This window comes from Xanthobacteraceae bacterium (assembly GCA_019454205.1).
In the GTDB taxonomy this organism is placed as follows: domain Bacteria; phylum Pseudomonadota; class Alphaproteobacteria; order Rhizobiales; family Xanthobacteraceae.
The window spans coordinates 171,850-190,479 of record CP075369.1 but is presented as its reverse complement, the minus strand read 5'-3'; the positions used below and the strand labels follow the sequence as shown (position 1 = coordinate 190,479).

Below are 18,630 nucleotides of genomic sequence, written 5' to 3'. Positions count from 1 at the left end.
CCGCCCGGAATTTTCATGCGCTATCGTTCGCTCGAATCCAACGAAATCGTTGCGACCATCTCGGAAACGCTTGAGCGCATCTCCCAGCGCTTTCCGCATTCCGATCTTGCACATGTCTGCGAGGAGCTGCTCGTCGTCGCCAAGGAAACGGAAGCGAAATCGCAGGCCGTGAACGCGGCGAATTATCCGCTGCGGGCCATTATCCTCATTCTCATCGCCGCCGCCGGAACGATCGTTTATTTTCTCGTCCGCGCCATTCAGCTCAAACATGCCGAAGAGATTGATCTATTCGGTCTATTTCAGGGCCTGGAAGCGGGAACAAACCTCGTCATTTTCATCAGTGTCGCGATTTATTTTCTGTTCTCGCTCGAGTCACGCATCGCGCGCACACAGGCATTGCGCGACCTGAACGAAATACGTTCAATCATCCATGTCATCGACATGCACCAGCATTCGAAGGATCCGAGCGAATTGCTGAACGCGGAAAGCACCGCCGGAATGACGCGCATCGAACTGACTCGCTATCTCGGTTATTGCAGCATCATGCTTTCGCTCGGCGCGAAGCTGGCCGCGCTGTATGCGCAAAAGCTACCCGACGAGATCGTGATCGACGCGTCGAGCGACATCCAGAATGTCGCCGGCGGCCTCAGCCTGAAAACCTGGCAGAAGATCGCGATTCTCGATTCCTACGAGGATCGCCAATCCGCGCGTATACATCGCCATGTCTGACAGTCGCGCAATCGAAATCGCGCAGGCGCTGATCCGCTGTCCCTCGGTGACACCCTCGGAAGGCGGAGCGCTCACCGTACTCGGCGATTATCTACGCGCAGCCGGATATGAAGCGCACCGCGTGACGTTCTCGGATTTCAACACGCCGGACATCGACAATCTGTTCGCGAAGATCGGAAACGGCGCGCCGCATTTCGTGTTCGCCGGCCATACCGACGTGGTACCGCCCGGCGACGAGAAGAAATGGAGCCGCACGCCCTTCTCAGGCGATGTCGTCAACGGCGAATTGTTCGGACGCGGGGCCTGCGACATGAAAGGCGCGGTCGCGGCGTTTGCGGCGGCCGCGATCCGTTTCGGCAAGCCGAAGCACGGTACGATTTCCTTTCTTATCACGGGCGACGAAGAAGGCCCGGCGGTGAACGGCACGCGCAAGCTGCTGCGCTGGGCCGCTGAGCGAGGGGAAAAGTTCGATCATTGCCTGCTCGGCGAGCCGACCAATGTCGGCGCGCTCGGCGACATGGCGAAGATCGGCCGGCGCGGTTCGCTCTCCGGCACGCTGACCATTCGCGGCACGCAGGGGCATGTCGCGTATCCGCATCTCGCGCACAACCCCATCCCCGCGATGCTGCGCGCACTATCCGCCCTGATCGGCGAACCGCTGGATCAGGGTTCGCAGCATTTCGATGCCTCGAACCTCGAAGTGACCTCGGTGGAAACGGGCAATCGCGCCTTCAATGTCATTCCGGCGGAAGTGCGCGCGCAGTTCAATATCCGCTTCAACGATCTGCATACGGCGGATTCGTTGCGCGATCTCGTGCTCAGGCGGATCACCAGTGCAGCCGGGGACGACGCGCACATCCAGATCGACTGGGAACCGTCGGGCGACTGCTTCCTCACCGAACCCGGAGCTTTCGTCGATCTGGTCGCGGACGTGATCCACGCCGAAACGGGAATTACGCCGAAGCTCTCGACCAGCGGCGGCACCTCGGACGCGCGCTTCATCAAGGATTATTGCCCGGTGATCGAGTTCGGCCTTACCGGCCAGACCATGCACAAGATCGACGAGCGCGTGCCGGTTGCGGACGTTGAGAAGCTCTCGCAGATCTATTTGCGGATTCTCGAGCGCTACTTCGCGTAATCGACTCTCACCAGATACAGCCCGTCCGGCGGCGCGACGGGACCGCAGGCGGTGCGGTCGCGCAAATCCAGCGCGTGCTTCATGTCAACGGGCTTCCATTTGCCGTCGCCGACCTGTGCGAGCGAACCCACCATCGAGCGCACCTGATTGTGCAGGAAAGAGCGCGCGCTGGCTTCGATGCGAATTTCGTCACCGTCGCGCGTAACGCTCAGCACGTCGAGCGTCTTCACCGGCGACTTCGCCTGACATTCGGTCGAGCGGAAAGTCGTGAAATCGTGATGGCCGACGAGGAATTGCGCGGCTTCCTGCATCGCGCCCGCGTCGAGCGGCCGCGCGATGCGCCAGGCATGGCCGCGTTCCAGCGCCAGATCCGCGCGACGGTTGCGGATGCGATAGAGATAGTGGCGCTTGACCGCGGAGAAACGCGCGTCGAATTCCTCGCTCGCCTTTTCAGCCGCGAGGACCGCGACCGGATGCGGGCGCAGATGCGCGTTCATGCCGTCGCGCACCACGTCCGTATCCCAGTCCTTTACGAAATCAATGTGCGCGACCTGCCCCAGCGCATGCACGCCCGCGTCGGTACGGCCCGCACCGAAGATGCGCACGCGCTCGCCGGAAAGTTTTTCCGCTGCCCCTTCCAGCACGCCCGCGACGGTCATGCCGTTTTCCTGCACCTGCCAGCCCAGAAACGGCGCGCCGTCATATTCGATGGTCAATTTGTAGCGGGGCATCAGGCGAGTTTTCCGCCCTTCGCGAGCTTCGCACCGCGCTGGAATTCATCCGCGCTCATTGCCTTTGCGCCCGCGCGCTGCACTTCGAGCAGGCGCACCGCACCGCCGCCCGTGGCAACCGCAAGCCGGTCATCGAGCAGAGCGCCCGGCGTGCCGCTGCCTTCCGCAAACGCGGAGCGCAGCACTTTCACGCGCTGCGCCTTGCCATCGATTTCCGCTTCGAACCATGCACCGGGAAACGGCGACAGGCCGCGAATGTGGTTGTGCACTTCGCGCGCGGGCTTCGCCCAGTCGATCTTCGACTCCGCCTTTTCAATCTTGTGCGCGTAGGTCACGCCTTCCGCCGCCTGCGGCGTGAAAGAAAGCGAGCCGCGCTCCAGCGCGCTCAACGCGCGGGCCATCAGGTCGCCGCCGAGCAGGCTCAGCCGGTCGTGCAGTTCTCCGGTGGTTTCGTTCCCGCCGATGGAAACGCGCTCCGCGAGCGCAACCGGGCCGGTATCGAGGCCCTCCTCCATCTTCATCACCATCACGCCGGTTTCGGCATCGCCCGCGAGAATCGCGCGATGGATCGGTGCCGCGCCGCGCCAGCGCGGCAGCAGCGAAGCATGCAGGTTCAGGCAACCGTGCGCGGGAATTTCCAGAATGGATTTCGGCAGGATCAACCCGTACGCGACGACGACGGCGACATCCGCTGCATGCGAGCGAAAAACTTCCGCCGCTTCCTCGCCGCGCAACGATTTCGGATGCAATACGGCGATGCCGAATTTCGCGGCCGTCTCGTGCACCGGCGAACGGCGCTCGGCCATGCCGCGCCCCGCAGGCGCCGGTTCGCGCGAGTAGACCGCGACGACTTCGTGTCCGCGCGCGGCGAGTTCGCTCAGCGTCGGCACGGCGAAGTCGGGAGTGCCGAGGAAGACGATGCGCACGATGCCTCTCCGGCGCGCCCGCGCCGCTATTCGGCCGCGGCGGCGCTGCCGCGCTTCGCGGCCTTCGCGAACTTCTTGGTGACGCGGTCGCGTTTCAGCTTGGAAATATGGTCGATGAACAGCACGCCGTTGAGGTGGTCGATCTCGTGCTGGAGCGCGCGCGCGAGCAGGCCGTCCGCCTCGACTTCTTTTTCTTTTCCCTTTTCGTCGAGGTAGCGGACCTTCACCGCCACCGGACGCTCCACCTCTTCGTAGAACTCCGCAATCGAGAGGCAGCCCTCTTCCTTCACGTCCTTTTCCTCGGACGCGGAGACGATTTCGGGATTGATGAACACCATCGGCTTCTTTTCTTCGTCGCCGCGGGTGGCGTCGATGGTGACGACACGCTTCAGCACGCCGAGTTGCACGGCGGCGAGGCCGACGCCGGGCGCGTCGTACATCGTCTCGAACATGTCTTCGATCAGCTTCTTGATCTCGTCGTCGATCTTCTTAACCGGCTCGGATTTCCGGCGGAGGACGGCGTCGGGAAGCTGCACAATGGGACGGATCATGCGCGCGAGATAGGTGATGAACGGAGCGTGGTCAACGCGGCGCAGGGCCTTGCGGCGCCCGGCGCAAGCTGGCATGTTCCCGCTTCGTTCCCATCATCCGGATTCGCCTGCCTATGAGCGAAGTGCTGTTCACCATCAACGGTTTCGGCGTCACCGCGGGCCTGATCCTCGCGATCATCGGCGGCCTGTGCTTCCTGCTGCTGGTCGCGCTGCTCGCCGCCCTCTCGCGCCAGAGCCGCGCGCGGGCACTGGACGCGCTCGACCAGCAACGCCGCAACGACGAACAGGCCATGCGGATCGAGGACCTGCAGGAGCGCCTGCTTCACCTGCTCCGCGCGCAGTCGGAAGCATCGGGCGCCGTGCAATCCATCGCCGCAGGCGTGAACCAGAAGCAGGAAGAACTGACCCGCACTGTCAACGAACGCCTCGACGCGGTCACCCACCGCCTCGGCGAGAACATGACGAACGCGGCCCGCGCAACCGCCGAAAGCCTCACGCAACTGCACGAGCGGCTTGCCGTGGTCGATGCCGCGCAGGCGCGCATGAGCGAACTGACCGGACACATGATGACGCTGAAAGACGTGCTCGCGAACAAGCAGGCGCGTGGCGTATTCGGTCAGGGACGCATGGAAGCGATCGTCGCTGATGGCCTGCCGAAAGACGCCTATGCTTTTCAATATACGCTGACCAACGGCAAGCGGCCGGACTGCGCGGTATTTCTGCCGGGCGACAAGCGGCCGCTCACCATCGACGCAAAATTTCCGCTGGAGTCCATCACCGCGCTGCGCGAAGCACAGAGCGACGAAATCCGGAAAACGGCGCTGCAACGGCTCAAGCAGGATATTTCCAAGCACATCGGTGACATCTCCGAGCGCTACCTCCTGCCCGGCGAGACGCAGGAAATCGCGCTGATGTTCGTGCCGTCCGAGTCGGTCTACGCCGAGTTGCACGAACAATGCGACGACGTGCTGCAAAAGGCGTTTCGCTCCCGCATCATCCTGGTGTCGCCGTCGCTGTTGATGCTCGCGATTCAGGTGGTGCAGGCGATCGTGCGCGACGCGCGGATGCGCGAGCAGGCGGAAGCGATCCAAACCGAAGTCGGCAGGATCATGGAAGACATCGGCCGGCTTCGCGCACGCGCCGGAAACCTGCAAAAGCATTTCACGCAAGCCTCCGAGGATGTCGGGCAGGTTCTCGTTTCGGCGGACAAGGTGGCGGCGCGCGGCGCCAAGATCGAAGCGCTCGAACTCAACGAAGACAAATCGCCGAAAGACACCGGCGCGCCCGTGGCCGTACCGCTGCAACTGAAACTCGGCGGCCGGGACTGAGCGGGGCGCGTTTCCCAAAAATCGCACTCCATGCGAGAAAGCCGCATGGCCGACTCGGTGCAAACCGAAACCTCCCGCATGCAACGCTGGCGCACGGCGATTGAAGTCTACACGCGCCCGCGCGTACTGATCGTCATGCTGCTCGGCTTCTCCGCCGGACTTCCGCTGGCGCTTTCCGGCTCGACGCTGACGCTCTGGATGCGCGAAGCGGGGGTCAGCCTCGGCACCATCGGCCTGTTTGCGCTGGTCGGGACGCCCTACACGATCAAATTTCTATGGGCACCAGTTGTCGATGCGCTGAACGTGCCGCTGCTCACGCCGCTGCTGGGCCGCAGGCGCGCGTGGCTGATGCTTTCGCAGATCATGCTGATCGCGGCGATCCTCACGCTGGCGCTGAGCAATCCGTCCTATACGCCGCTGACGCTGGTCGCGTTCGCCGCACTTCTGGTCGCGACCGCTTCCGCAACGCAGGACATTCTCATCGACGCCTTTCGCATAGAGAGCCTGAAAGAGAACGAACAGGCCGCCGGCATGGCGTCCTATGTCGCGGCGTACCGCATCAGCGCGCTCATCTCCACGGCGGGAGCGCTCTATGTCGTGAGCGGATGGGAATGGGCCGGGTTCGGCAAGAGCACCGCATGGTCGCTGGCCTATGCGGTGATGGCCTCGCTTTGTCTGGTCGGCGTGTTCGCGACCTTGCTCGCGCGCGAACCGGAAGCATCGAATATCTCGCGCGAAGACTGGGCGGCAAGCGCCGTCCAGATCACCGCGCAAAACGTACCGGGCTTCATCAAGTCGCCGGTCAATGCATTCCTGCGCAGCAAGGTCGGCACGGCGGCGTTTGCCGCGTTCTCCGAGTTTCTGCTCCGGTCGCACGCGCTCGCGATCCTCGCCTTCGTCATCCTCTACAAACTCTGCGACGCCTTCGCGGGCGTGATGACCGCGCCATTCGTGATCGACCTCGGCTTCGAGCGCACCGACTACGCAAATATCGTGAAGGGCGTCGGCTTGATCGCGACGCTGGCGGGCGGCTTCGCGGGCGGTTTCCTTGCGCGCGCCTATCCGCTCGCGACTTGCCTCTGGATCGGCGCGGTCCTGCAAACCGCCTCGAACTTCGTGTTCACATGGCAGGCCTATATGGGCCTCAACCTGTGGGCGCTCACCGCCTCGGTGATCGTCGAGCAATTCACCGGCGCGATCGGCACCGTGATCTTCGTCGCCTACCTCTCGGCGCTCTGCCAAAGCCCGCTGCACACGGCAACGCAGTTCGCGCTGCTGACCGCGCTTTCCGCGGTCGGCCGCACTTACCTTTCATCGGTATCGGGCTTCGTCGCGCAAAGCACCGGCTGGGCATGGTTCTTCGCGATCAGCGCGCTTACCGCGATCCCCGGCATTTTACTGTTGTGGTGGCTTCAGCGACGCGGGCATTTCGACACGCTCGCGCGGGAAAAGACCGGCGCTACTTCTTCCTTATCCTAGGCGGGAACACCACGAACTTCGCCGGATTTTCCTCCGGGTCGAACAAAACGCCATCGCACTTGTTCTTCACCCAGTAGCGCTCCATCTCGAAGGCCTTGCCGTTCCAGCGCCAGAGACCGGCGTGCCCGCAATCGCCGGGACCGCGAAACTTGTGGTGCGTTCGCAGCCGCCCTGTTTTCTCGTCATAGGAAGGAAAGGTCAGCGCGAGTGTCGGACGAAAGCCTTTGTGTTCGTCCTCCCAGTGCCGGAACGTGAGCGCACGGGCTTCCTGCGGCTTTGCCGGATCGACCGCGAACAGAACCGAACTGAAATTGTAGGCGCCGCCCGAACAGGAAACATCGACCAGTTTCAGCCCGCCGCCGAGATCGCCGGCGACTTCGTGCTCTTTCTTCACGGCTTCGCCGGCATCGTTGGTGCAATCCGCTTTCCTGAATACATCCTCGATCAGAGAGGCCGGCAGCCTGATCTTCTCCTGCGCCGCCGCAGGCAATGCGAAGACCGTGGCCAGCAATGCGAGAAACAAACCGCGCATCGCCGCACTCGCCTACTTCTTCTTGCGGAACGGATAAACCTGATAGCGCGCTTCATCGCCGTCGAAGGACTGGCCGTCGCAATCTTCCTTGTGCCAGTAGCGCGTCAGCACGAAATCCTTGCCGTCCCAGCGCCACTCGCCGGACGTGCCGCAATCGCCGAGCCCGCGACCCTTGTGAAACGAATTGAGGATTTTCTGTTTCTCGTCATAGCCCGGCGAGGAGAGCTGATAGGTGTCGATCAGTTTTCTCTTCGCGCCCAGCGTCCTGAAACGCAGCAGGCGCGCTTTCGATAAATCCTTCGGATCGACCGCGAACAGGATGCTTCCGAAGTTGTAGGCCGCACGCCAGCACGGCACCTCTACCAGAACCAGCCCGCTGCCCAGCGCTCCGGCCGGTTCAATATCCTTTTCTTCATCGTTGACCTCGCACTCGGCCTGCTTGCGCGCGGATGCAACGACATCGGACGGCAACGTAATGTTTTGCGCCGCAAGCGGCGCAGCCATGAGCAAGAGCAAAAGCGCCGCAAACAAACCGCGCATCGCAATCTCCTAGAAAGTCGTGCGCTGGCGGATCGCGGCCGACAGCGTGCCCTCGTCCAGATAGTCCAGTTCGCCGCCGACCGGCACGCCATGCGCGAGCCGCGTCACCTTCACGTCGGCGTTGCGCAGGAGATCGGTAATGTAATGCGCCGTGGTCTGCCCGTCGACGGTTGCGTTCAGCGCCAGCACCACTTCGCGCACGCCCGGTTCGTGCGCACGGCTGACCAGTGAAGCGATGTTGAGATCGTCCGGGCCGATGCCGTCGAGCGCGGAAAGCGTGCCGCCGAGCACATGATAGCGGCCGTTCACCGCGCCTGCGCGCTCCAGCGCCCAAAGGTCGGCGACATTCTCGACCGCGACGAGAAGCGAGGCGTCGCGCGTGGCATCGGCGCAGACCGAGCATGGGTCGCGCGTATCGATATTGCCGCAGGTGGAGCAGACCACGATTTTCTCCAGCGCGCCGCGCATTGCGTCGGCGAGCGGCTCCATCAATTCGGCGCGCTTGCGCACAAGCTGCAAGGCTGCGCGGCGCGCGGAGCGCGGTCCTAAGCCCGGCAGCTTTGCCAGCAATTGAATGAGCCGTTCGATCTCCGGCCCGGCGACGACGCGGCGCATCAGAGCGTGATCCCGAAAAGCGGGAAGCGGTTCTCGGACAAGGCCATGCTCAAACGAGAAATTTCCGCATCAGAAAAGTTTCATGCCCGGCGGAAACGGCATCCCGCCGGTCAGCGCCTTGGCTTTTTCCTCGACCAGCTTTTCGGATTTCGCGCGCGCATCGGCGCTGGCGGCAACGATCAGGTCTTCGACGATTTCTTTTTCGTCCGCCTTCATCAGGCTGGCGTCGATGGAAACCTTCTTCACGGCGCCCTTCGCGCTCATGGTCACTTTCACGAGGCCGCCGCCAGCCGCACCCTCGACTTCGAGCGTATCCAGTTCGGCCTGCATGCGCTCCATGTTGGCTTGCAGTTCCTTGATCCTGGACATCATGCCCATCATGTCTTTGATCACCGGCGGCTCCTATTCTTCTTCGTCGTCTTCGCGGGGCGCGTCGAAACTGTCGTCGTCGCCAATTTGCGTTTCCGGCGCGGCTTTTTTGCGGACCTCGACAATCTCCGCACCGGGAAAGCGCTCCAGAATCGCCTGCACGGCCGGATGGTTGCGCACATCCGATTTCAGCTTTGCCTGCGAGGCCTTCTCCACTTCTTCAAGCGTGTCGCCGCCCTTGTTGCGGGAGTCCACCACGACGAACCAGCGCTGGCCCATCCATTGCGTCAACGCGGCGCTGAGCTTTCCGGTGAAGTCGGCGGGCACGCCCTGATCGAGCGAAACGGTAAGCGTCCTGTCTTCGACCTTCACCAGACGCACGAACTTCTTCAGCGTGTGGGAAATGGAAATCTCGCGCTTGCTCTCGGCCAGCGCGTACACGTCCTGCAAGGTCTGCAACTGCGGCGCGTTGGCGACCGCAGGAACGGGGTTCGTTTCCGTGCGCGGCGCACGGGCCACGGCTTCGCCGTAAGACGCGCGCGCGCGCGGCGCGCCACCACCGGAAGGCGGCGAAGACGGCGCGGCACTCCCGCCGCCAGCCGAACCACCATCGGCAAGCGCGCGCAGCGCCTCGTCCGGCGTCGGCAGATCGGCTGCATAGGCAAGCCGCACCAGCACCATCTCGGCCGCCTGCGCAGGCTTCGCGGAAGCGCTCACTTCGCCGATGCCCTTCGAGAGCATCTGCCACGCACGCGACAGCACACGAATGGAAATGCGCGAGGAAAGATCGCGGCCGCGATTGCGCTCCGCTTCGAACAGGCTCGCGTCTTCGAGCGAAGACGGCACGATCTTGAAGCGCGTAAGGAGGTGCGTGAACTCCGCGAGGTCGGTGAGAATCGCAGCCGGATCCGCGCCAAGATCGTACTGCTCGCGGAAGGATTTCAGCGCGGCCTGCGTGTCACCCTTCATGATTTCTTCGAACAGGTCGATCACGCGCGAGCGGTCGGCGAGACCGAGCATCGCGCGTACTTCTTCCGTCTCCACGCCCGCGCCGCTGTGGGCGATGGCCTGGTCCAGCAACGAGAGCGAATCGCGCACCGAGCCTTCCGCCGCGCGCGCAATCAGGGCGAGCGCTTCCGGCGCGGCCGTTACCTGCTCAAGCTGGCAGATTTTCACGAGATGCTTGGCGAGCGTGTCACCGTCCACGCGGCGCAGGTCGAAGCGCTGGCAGCGCGAAAGGATCGTGACCGGGACCTTGCGCACTTCGGTCGTGGCGAAGATGAACTTCGCGTGCGCGGGCGGCTCTTCCAGCGTTTTCAGCAGCGCGTTGAACGCCTGCGTCGAAAGCATGTGGACTTCGTCGAGGATGTAAACCTTGTAGCGGGCGTTTACCGGCGTGTAGCGCACCGCCTCGTTGATCTGGCGGATGTCGTCGATGCCGTTATGCGAGGCGGCGTCCATCTCGATTACGTCGACATGGCGGCCTTCGATGATCGCTTCGCAGTGGCGGCCCATCTCCGGCATGTCGAGGGTCGGCGCGCCGCCGCCGGACTTCGGCTCGTAGTTCAGCGCACGCGCGAGGATGCGCGCGGTGGTGGTCTTGCCGACGCCGCGCACGCCGGTCAGCAGATAGGCCTGCGCGATGCGGCCGCTGGCGAAGGCATTGGAGAGTGTGCGGACCATCGGCTCCTGGCCGATGAGATCGTCGAAGGATCGCGGACGGTATTTGCGTGCGAGCACCCGGTAGCCGGCGGCCGCGGGCTGCGCGCCGAACAGCGAAGCGCCTTCCTGCGCCGCGACCTTTTTTCCGGGCGTATCGTCCATCGCACCGTCCGAGGAATAAGTGGGAGGCTGGAACGATGACCCAAACCGGTCTCGTTAGGGCTGCTTCCTTCCGGACCTGACCCGGTTGGCGAGTGGCTCGTCCACCGCCAACCTCCCGCACTCTATATCGGGCGCACGGCGCGCGAAGGCAAGCGCGGGCGCGGAATTCGCTCTATTCTCGCGCGGAACCTGCCTGTTTTCTTTGGGGGATTTGTGGATTTTTCGCTCGACCCGCGGCTGGAAGCGGACTCGCTCCTCGTCGGCGACCTCGCGCTGACACAGGTCCGCCTGCACAACGACGCGCGCTTCCCGTGGCTGGTGCTGATCCCGCGCCGCCCGAACCTCGCGGAGATTTTCGACCTCAGCGAAACGGAGCGCGCAACGCTGACGCAAGAAGTGTCGGCATGTGGCGCGGAGCTGCGCGCGGTGACGCAATGCGACAAGATAAACGTCGGCGCGCTCGGCAATCTCGTGCGGCAGTTGCACGTGCACGTCGTCGCGCGCTTCGAGCGCGATCCAGCATGGCCGGGACCGGTCTGGGGCTTCGGCACGCGCACACCTTACGCAGCGGAAACTTCCGCCGATCTCATCGCGAGGTTGCGCAGCGCATTAGCCATGCGGGCATGAGCATTGCGGCGCTGTCCGCGCCGTGCCAGCGTCACCGCGTTTCTTCGATCCGATTGCCCGCATGTCCAATCCTTCCGGCCTTGAACCGAAACTCGCTTATTCCGGCGCGCCGTTCGACCGCCTCAGCGAACAGCGCGGCGACGAAGCGCTGCTCGCGAAGCTGCGTGGCGGCGCGGGTGCGCGTTACTACGCACTCGCCGGCGAGAGCATCGTGCTCGTGAAGCGCGGCGATGCGTTCGACCCTGCCCTGACCCCAAACGAAGCCGCGATGCTGGGCGAACCGCTGGAAAACGCGCTGCTCGGCAAGGAAAACGAAGAAGGACGTTTCTGCATTTCGCTGCCGCCCGAAAGCGTGGAAGCGATCAAGGGCATCGGTTTCCTTGCCATCGACCTGCGCTCGATTGCCTTGCAGGGGCTGGTCTCGCCGGGAAATCTTTCCGCGCTCGCAACCGCCAAGGCGTTGCTCTACTGGCATGCGCGGCATCGCTTCTGCTCCAACTGCGGCGCGCCTTCCCGCGTCGCGCAGGCTGGATGGCGGCGCGACTGCCCGAAATGCGAAGGCCAGCATTTTCCGCGCACCGATCCGTGCGTGATCATGCTCGCGGTACGCGGCGACAACTGCCTGCTCGCACGGCAATCGCGCTTTCCGCCCGGCATGTGGTCGGCGCTCGCGGGCTTCGTCGAACCCGGCGAAAGTCTGGAGGAAGCGGTACGCCGCGAGACGCTGGAAGAAGCGGGCCTGCCCTCCGGGCGTGTTCGCTATTTCGCGTCGCAGCCGTGGCCGTTCCCGGCGTCGCTGATGATCGGCTGCTTCGTCGAAGCGCAATCGGACACATTGAAGATCGACGAAGTCGAGCTGGAAGCCGCGCGCTGGGTTTCGCGCGCCGAAGCGGAAGCGTTGCTCACCGGCAAGCATCCGGCACGGCAATTCGCGCCGCCGCCGATTGCCATTGCCCATCATCTGGTGAAGGCGTTCGTCGCCCGCGGCGACAAATTGTTTGATTAAGAGGCTTCGTTGCGCGCCTTCATGCGGAACGGATGCGCGGGATAGACGCCGAGAATCTTCAGTTCCTCTGAGAAGAAGCCGAGTTCTTCCAGCGCGAATTTCAGCCCGCGGTCGTCCGGGTGTCCCTCGACGTCGGCATAGAACTGCGTCGCAAAGAAATTGCCGTCAATTTGGTACGACTCCAGCTTCGTCATGTTGACGCCGTTCGTCGCAAAACCGCCGAGCGCTTTGTAAAGCGCAGCCGGTACGTTACGCACCCTGAAGACGAAGGTTGTGACGACGACGCCGTTATTTGCTTTCGCCCACGACTTCTCTTTCTGCAAAATGATGAAGCGCGTTGTGTTGTGATCCTCGTCCTCGATGTTCTCGCGGATGATGTCGAGGCCATAGATTTCGGCGGCAAGCGCGGAGGCAATGGCCGCACGCGCCGGATCGTTGGCCTCCATGATCTGCCGCGCACTGCCCGCGGTGTCTGCGCCGATCACGGCGGTAAGGCCGAGTTCGCGGATCACATTGCGGCACTGGCCGAGCGCCATAACGTGGCTTTGCACGGTCCTGATCGTCTTCAACGATGCGCCCTTGACCGCCAGCAACTGATGCGAGAGCGGCAGGAAGAATTCGCCCACGATCTGCAAACCGGAATGCGGCATCAGGTGATGAATGTCGGCGACGCGGCCTGCGACCGAATTCTCGATCGGGATCATCGCGAGGTCGGCGTTACCGCCCGAAACGGCCGCGAACGCATCCTCGAAGGTCGCGCAGGGCACCGGCTCGTAATCCGGGAAGCGCTCGCGGCAAGCAATGTGCGAGTTCGCGCCGGGTTCGCCCTGAAAGACGATGGTTTTCTTCGTTGCCATGCTGCGTTCGCTTCAGATCGTTTGTTTGTTTTGCGCGAGCAACGCGCGGGCCTTTTCGAGGTCGGCGGGAGTATCGACACCGAGCGGAACACCGTCAACGAGCGCAACCTCGATGCGCATTCCCGCTTCGAGCGCGCGCAGCTGCTCCAGCCGCTCGCGTTTCTCCAGCGCGCTCGGCGGCAGCGACACGAAACGCGACAGCGCCTCGCGCCGGTACGCATAGATGCCGATGTGGTGATAGAGCGGGCCGTCGCCATGCGGCGCGGTCGCGCGGGTGAAGTAGAGAGCGCGCAGGCGCCTGGCGCCGGACGGCGTACCGACCACCTTCACCACGTTCGGGTCTTTCTTCTCCGCTTCGTCCGCGATGACGGAGGCCAGCGTCGCGATATCGGCCTGCGCCTCGATCAGCGCGGTCACGGACGCACGAATCGCATCCGGTGCGAGCGTGGGAAGGTCGCCCTGCAAATTGACCACGACCGGCGATGCGCCCGAAGGATCGGCCTTGCCGAGCGCCTCGAAAATACGGTCCGAACCGGAAGGGTGATCCGCGCGGGTCATGACTGCTTGCCCGCCCGCAGCCTCCACAGCCGAACGAATGGCCTCGTCGTCGGTCGCGACAACTACCGGACCGATCGCCGCTTCGCGGGCGCGATCGAGAACATGGAGAATCATCGGCCTGCCGCCGATGTCGGCCAACGGCTTCCCCGGCAGGCGGGTCGCCTGCATCCGCGCCGGGATCAGAACAATGGCTGAAGGGGTGGTAGACATCGGAAAACCGGCCCGGTTTTGCCCCTCCGGCCACCGGAAAAACGGCGGCAGAAGGTAGCAGCGGCGCGCGGGTTATACGGGTTGCCTCTATTGAGGCAAAGGGTTACGTCTGCCTAACGATGGGGGTGCCGGGACGCCGGCACCGGTCAATTTTCCGGAATAGCGGCCCGATGGACGGCTTCGAACTGAATAAAATTATGGGAGCCGTGCTGGGCACGCTCCTGTTCATGCTCTCGCTCAGCATCGTGACGGGCGGCCTGTTCTCCAATCCCGTCCCTGCAAAGGCCGGTTACGAGATCGCTGCGGCCGATCCGAAAGAAGCCAAGCAAAAGGGTCCGGCCGAACCTGTAGTTCCGTTCGAGAACCTGCTCGCCGAAGCCAACCCCGATAAAGGCGCTTCGATCGCGCGCCAGTGCGTTGCCTGCCACGACTTCGCCAAGGGCGGCCCGAACAAGGTGGGGCCTGAACTCTATGGCGTCGTGAATCGTCCGGTCGCATCCGCCACCGGGTTCAACTACTCGGCGCCGATGAAGGCGAAGGGCGGCAACTGGACCATCGAGGCGCTCGACAAGTTTCTCGAGAACCCGGGCAAGACTGTTCCGGGCACCTCTATGACGTTCCTCGGCATCCGCCGCGCCACCGACCGCGCCGCGCTGATCGTCTACCTGAACAAAAACTCCGACAAGCCGGGCGAACTTCCGAAGCCCGAGGCTGCTGCCCCGCAGGGCGAGCCGAAGCAAGGCGAGCCGAAAAAAGAAGAAGCGCCGAAGCATTAATCCGGCACTGCCGGATTGCCGCAATCCCGCGCTCGCGGGATTGCGTTTTGGCCCTCCCGCGAAAAAACGGTCATAATCTCCGCCGACATTGGCCCTTCCGGGGGTTCGACGGAGGTATTTTGTGACGCCGAATCTGCTTCGCCCCGCGCTTTTCGCCTGCCTCGTTTCCATCGCCGCACTGACCGGATTGTCCGCACAGGAAACTCCCTGGCGGCACGGTCTCTCGCTGCTCGGCGAATTGAAATATCCCGCCGATTTCAAGCGCTTCGATTATGTGAATCCCGATGCGCCGAAAGGCGGCCTCTTGCGCATGGGCACGGAAGGCACCTTCGACAGCTTCAACCACGTCATTCCGCGCGGCTCGGCGGCGGGCGGCATTACGCTGATCTACGATACGCTGATGGCCAGTTCGCTCGACGAGGTTTCCTCCGAGTACGGCTTGATCGCGGAGTCGGTGCGGCATCCGGCCGACTTCTCTTCGGTCACATACCGGCTGCGCAAGGAAGCGCGCTGGCATGACGGCCAGCCGATCACGCCGGAAGACGTGATCTGGACGCTGGAAATGCTGAAGGAGAACAATCCGCGCCTTCGCTACTATTACCGCAACGTCGTGAAGGCGGAGAAAACCGGCGAACGCGAGGTGACCTTCACATTCGACAAGCCGGGCAACCGCGAACTGCCGCTGATCGTCGGCCAGATTGCGCCGCTGCCGAAACACTGGTGGACCGGCACCGACGCGAACGGCAACAAGCGCAGCATCGCAAACGGTACGCTGGAACTTCCACTCGGTTCGGCCGTGTATCGCGTCAAGAATTTCGTGTCGGGACGTACCGTCGCCTATGAACGCGTGAAGGATTACTGGGGCGCGAAGCTCCCGGTGAATATCGGCCGCGATAACTTCGACGAGATCCGCTACGAATATTTCCGCGACAACGCGATCGAGCTAGAGGCCTTCAAGGCTGACCAGTTCGATTTCCGCGTCGAGACGGTCGCGAAAGACTGGGCCACGGCCTACGATTTTCCTGCGCGCAAGGACAAGCGCGTCATCCTCGAAACCTTCCCCGAAAAGGCGCGCGGCGCGATGCAGGCCGTGCTGCTGAACCTGCGCCTAGAAAAATACAAAGACCCGCGTGTCCGGCTCGCGCTGAACTACGCGATGAACTTCGAAGATATGAACAAGACGCTGTTCTTCGGGCAGTACGAGCGCATCGCCTCGTATTTCAGCGGCACCGAACTCGCCTTCTCCGGCCTGCCGCAGGGCAAGGAACTCGAAATCCTCGAAACGGTGCGCGACAAGGTGCCGCCGGAAGTGTTCACGACCGTCTACAGAAATCCCGAATATCTCAAGCCGGAATCGAAGCGCGATAACCTGCGCGAAGCCGCGCGGCTGTTCCGCGAAGCCGGTTATGTCGTGAAAGACGGTAAGCTGATGAACGCAAAGACCGGCGAGGTATTCTCGATCGAATTCCTGATCGTCAGCCCGGCGTTCGAGCGCATCATCTTGTTCTACGGCGAAGACCTGCGCCGCCTCGGCGTGCAGTGGACGGTGCGCACCGTCGATGCTTCGCAATACCAGAACAGGGTTCGCTCGCGCGATTTCGAAGCGATCATCGGCGGGTGGGGCCAATCGCTCTCCCCCGGCAACGAGCAGCGCGACTATTTCGGTTCGGAGGCCGCTGACCGTCCGGGGTCGGGCAACTATGCCGGCATAAAAGACGCGGCGGTCGATGCGCTGATCGACAAGGTGATCTACGCGAAAGACCGCGAAGAACTGATCGCCGCGACGCGTGCGCTCGACCGCGTGTTGATCTGGAACCGCTACGTGGTGCCGACCTGGACCATCGGCTATTCGCGCACCGCGCGCTGGGACCGTTTCGGGCGGCCGGATAAACTTCCCGAATATTCCTACGGCTTTCCGGAAATCTGGTGGTTCGACGAGAAGCGCGCGGAAAAGGTGGGACGCCAGAAGTGAAGCGCCGCGCGCCCGGCCTTTCCCGCCGCAACGTACTCGCGCTCGGCGCCGCCGCCGGTGCGAGTTTCGCACTTCCGCTTCGTGCGCAGACGCCTGCGAGCGCTGAACGGCATGGCATCTCGGCATTCGGCGACCTGAAATATCCGGCCAACTTTCCGCACTTCGACTATGTGAACCCGGCCGCTCCGAAAGGCGGCGCGTTCTCTCATGTCGGCGCGACGCGGCAGTTCAACCAGTCGTTCAATACCTTCAACACGCTGAACTCCTACATCCAGAAGGGCGACGCCGCGCTCGGCATGGAACTGACCTTCGCGACGCTGATGACGCGCGCGCTGGACGAGCCGGATGCGATGTATGGCCTTGCCGCGCGCGCGGTCTCGGTCTCGGACGACGGCCTCACCTATCGCTTTCACCTGCGGCCGGAAGCGAAGTTTCACGACGGCACGCGCATTACGGCGCGCGACGTGGTGTTCTCACTGCGTACGCTGAAGGAAAAAGGCCACGCCATCCTGCGGCAGTTGTTGCGCGACTTCGAGCAGGTCGAGGCGGAAGGCGACGGCACGGTCACTGTCCGTTTCGTGAAAACCCGCGGCCGCGAGATTCCGCTGATCGTTGCGGGGCTGCCGATTTTCTCGGAAGCCTATTACAAGGGCCGCAACTTCGAGGACTCCAACCTCGAAATTCCGCTCGGTTCCGGTCCCTATCGCGTCGGCCGTTTCGAGCCGGGCCGCTTCATCGAATACAATCGCGTCGGCAACTGGTGGGCGGAGAATCTCAACGTCGCACGCGGCCTGCACAACTTTGACGTCATCCGCTACGAATTCTATCGCGACCGGGACGTCGCGTTTCAGGGCTTCACCGCGCGCAACTATCTGTTCCGCGAGGAATTCACGTCCCGCATCTGGGCGAACCAGTACGACTTTCCCGCGCTTCGCGACGGCCGCGTGAAACGCGAGGTTCTTCCCGACCAGACGCCGTCTGGCGCGCAGGGCTGGTTCCTGAACACCCGGCGCCCGCAATTGCAGGATCCGCGCGTGCGCGAAGCGGTCGGCCTCGCTTTCGATTTCGAGTGGACCAACCGCAACGTCATGTTCAGCTCGTTCGAGCGGACCTATTCGTTCTTCCAGAACTCCGACGCGGAAGCGAAGGGCAAGCCTTCGCCGGAAGAACTGGCGCTGCTCGAACCCTTCCGCGGCAAGGTTCCCGATGGCGTATTCGGGGAAGCCTATCTGCCGCCGCCAAGCGACGGCAGCGGCCGCGACCGCAACCTGCTTCGCCGCGCCGTGAACCTGCTGCGCGAAGCCGGATACGACATGCGCGACAATCGCCGCGTCAACGACAAGGGACAGGGCATCGCGATCGAGTTCCTGATCGACGATCCGTCCTTCCAGCCGCACCACGCCGCCCTGATCGACAATCTCGGACGCATCGGCATTCAGGCCAGCCTGCGGCAGGTCGACCCGGTGCAATTCCGCGCACGTATCGACAGTTTCGATTTCGACGCGACCGTGCAGCGCTTCAATCTCGGCGTGACGCCGGGAGAATCGTTACGCACTTACTTCTCGTCGGAGGCCGCCGGCATAAACGGCACGCAAAATCTCGCCGGTATCAAGGATCCGGCTGTCGATGCGCTGATCGAGAAAATCGTCGAGGCAAAATCGCGTGCCGACCTGACCTTCGCCTGCCGCGCGCTCGACCGCGTATTGCGCGCGGGCCATTACTGGGTGCCGCAGTGGTTCAAGGGCAACCACTGGATCGCCTACTGGGACGTATTCGCGCGGCCGAAAGACAAGCCGCGCTACGGCCGCGGCATTCCGGAAACCTGGTGGCGCGCCCGCGCCGATTGACGCCACGAACGAAGC

At 63.3% G+C, this 18,630-nt stretch carries 19 protein-coding genes and 1 other RNA gene; 9 read left to right on the top strand and 11 right to left on the bottom strand.

Features of this window, described 5'->3' with window-relative positions; translation table 11 throughout:
• Window positions 1-15 precede the first annotated feature (15 nt).
• A complete protein-coding gene (locus KF794_00880) occupies window positions 16-729 on the top strand; it encodes a hypothetical protein (protein QYK45305.1) in 714 nt (237 codons plus the stop codon).
• Entirely contained in the window at window positions 722-1,867 is a 1,146-nt protein-coding gene (gene dapE, locus KF794_00875) for a succinyl-diaminopimelate desuccinylase (protein QYK45304.1), read from the top strand. Before KF794_00880 ends, dapE begins: the two co-directional genes overlap by 8 nt.
• Here dapE and truA read toward each other — a convergent pair.
• From truA to def, 3 genes are read right to left on the bottom strand one after another with little or no spacing between them, the layout of a single operon-like run.
• Complete coding sequence (gene truA, locus KF794_00870) at window positions 1,855-2,598, bottom strand: tRNA pseudouridine(38-40) synthase TruA (GenBank protein QYK45303.1); 744 nt, start codon at window positions 2,596-2,598, stop codon at window positions 1,855-1,857. The two genes, dapE and truA, sit on opposite strands and share 13 nt — an antisense overlap.
• Window positions 2,598-3,524, bottom strand: a complete 927-nt coding sequence (fmt, locus tag KF794_00865) for a methionyl-tRNA formyltransferase (protein QYK45302.1) — start codon at window positions 3,522-3,524, stop codon at window positions 2,598-2,600. Before fmt ends, truA begins: the two co-directional genes overlap by 1 nt.
• A 26-nt stretch (window positions 3,525-3,550) precedes the next feature.
• Window positions 3,551-4,075: a peptide deformylase gene (gene def / locus KF794_00860; protein QYK46532.1), complete on the bottom strand. Its 525-nt coding sequence runs from the start codon at window positions 4,073-4,075 to the stop codon at window positions 3,551-3,553.
• Window positions 4,076-4,188: 113 nt separating this feature from the next.
• Here def and rmuC point away from each other — a divergent pair, with 113 nt between their 5' ends.
• Window positions 4,189-5,403 (top strand): DNA recombination protein RmuC, encoded by a 1,215-nt coding sequence (gene rmuC / locus KF794_00855; protein QYK45301.1) that lies wholly within the window; start codon window positions 4,189-4,191, stop codon window positions 5,401-5,403.
• 45 nt (window positions 5,404-5,448) lie between these two features.
• Complete coding sequence (locus tag KF794_00850; protein ID QYK45300.1) at window positions 5,449-6,882, top strand: MFS transporter; 1,434 nt, start codon at window positions 5,449-5,451, stop codon at window positions 6,880-6,882.
• On the opposite strand, the gene KF794_00845 is transcribed toward KF794_00850, so the two are convergent.
• The 6 genes from KF794_00845 to ffs all read right to left on the bottom strand — a co-directional run bounded on the left by KF794_00845 (window position 6,863) and on the right by ffs (window position 10,878).
• Window positions 6,863-7,414: a DUF1176 domain-containing protein gene (locus KF794_00845; GenBank protein QYK45299.1), complete on the bottom strand. Its 552-nt coding sequence runs from the start codon at window positions 7,412-7,414 to the stop codon at window positions 6,863-6,865. The two genes, KF794_00850 and KF794_00845, sit on opposite strands and share 20 nt — an antisense overlap.
• Window positions 7,415-7,426: 12 nt before the next feature.
• On the bottom strand, window positions 7,427-7,954 hold the full coding sequence (locus KF794_00840) for a DUF1176 domain-containing protein (GenBank protein QYK45298.1): 528 nt from the start codon (window positions 7,952-7,954) through the stop codon (window positions 7,427-7,429).
• Between the two features lie 9 nt (window positions 7,955-7,963).
• Window positions 7,964-8,569 (bottom strand): recombination mediator RecR, encoded by a 606-nt coding sequence (recR, locus tag KF794_00835; GenBank protein ID QYK45297.1) that lies wholly within the window; start codon window positions 8,567-8,569, stop codon window positions 7,964-7,966.
• 69 nt (window positions 8,570-8,638) lie between these two features.
• On the bottom strand, window positions 8,639-8,959 hold the full coding sequence (locus KF794_00830; protein ID QYK46531.1) for a YbaB/EbfC family nucleoid-associated protein: 321 nt from the start codon (window positions 8,957-8,959) through the stop codon (window positions 8,639-8,641).
• 12 nt (window positions 8,960-8,971) lie between these two features.
• Window positions 8,972-10,762, bottom strand: a complete 1,791-nt coding sequence (locus KF794_00825) for a DNA polymerase III subunit gamma/tau (GenBank protein ID QYK45296.1) — start codon at window positions 10,760-10,762, stop codon at window positions 8,972-8,974.
• A 19-nt stretch (window positions 10,763-10,781) separates the two neighbouring features.
• An RNA gene (gene ffs / locus KF794_00820) (signal recognition particle sRNA small type) lies at window positions 10,782-10,878 on the bottom strand.
• 97 nt (window positions 10,879-10,975) lie between these two features.
• On the opposite strand from ffs, the gene KF794_00815 reads away from it, so the two are divergent.
• Window positions 10,976-11,389 (top strand): HIT domain-containing protein, encoded by a 414-nt coding sequence (locus KF794_00815; GenBank protein ID QYK45295.1) that lies wholly within the window; start codon window positions 10,976-10,978, stop codon window positions 11,387-11,389.
• A 61-nt stretch (window positions 11,390-11,450) separates the two neighbouring features.
• Window positions 11,451-12,395, top strand: a complete 945-nt coding sequence (gene nudC / locus KF794_00810; GenBank protein QYK45294.1) for an NAD(+) diphosphatase — start codon at window positions 11,451-11,453, stop codon at window positions 12,393-12,395.
• Here the strand turns inward: nudC and KF794_00805 are convergent.
• Together KF794_00805 and KF794_00800 are read right to left on the bottom strand one after the other, a co-directional pair.
• A complete protein-coding gene (locus tag KF794_00805) occupies window positions 12,392-13,252 on the bottom strand; it encodes a prephenate dehydratase (protein ID QYK45293.1) in 861 nt (286 codons plus the stop codon). The genes nudC and KF794_00805 overlap by 4 nt on opposite strands.
• A 12-nt stretch (window positions 13,253-13,264) precedes the next feature.
• Entirely contained in the window at window positions 13,265-14,020 is a 756-nt protein-coding gene (locus tag KF794_00800; GenBank protein ID QYK45292.1) for a 3-deoxy-manno-octulosonate cytidylyltransferase, read from the bottom strand.
• 170 nt (window positions 14,021-14,190) lie between these two features.
• Between KF794_00800 and KF794_00795 the strand changes: the two genes are divergently transcribed.
• The 3 genes from KF794_00795 (at window position 14,191) to KF794_00785 (ending at window position 18,615) form a co-directional block, all read left to right on the top strand.
• Window positions 14,191-14,796, top strand: coding sequence for a cytochrome c family protein (locus KF794_00795; protein ID QYK45291.1), 606 nt, complete (start codon window positions 14,191-14,193; stop codon window positions 14,794-14,796).
• A 121-nt stretch (window positions 14,797-14,917) separates the two neighbouring features.
• Entirely contained in the window at window positions 14,918-16,768 is a 1,851-nt protein-coding gene (locus KF794_00790; protein QYK45290.1) for an ABC transporter substrate-binding protein, read from the top strand.
• The gene (locus tag KF794_00785; GenBank protein QYK45289.1) at window positions 16,765-18,615 is read left to right on the top strand and encodes an ABC transporter substrate-binding protein; all 1,851 of its coding nucleotides are present in this window, start codon (window positions 16,765-16,767) and stop codon (window positions 18,613-18,615) included. The genes KF794_00790 and KF794_00785 overlap by 4 nt, the downstream gene beginning before the upstream one ends.
• Window positions 18,616-18,630 lie beyond the last annotated feature (15 nt).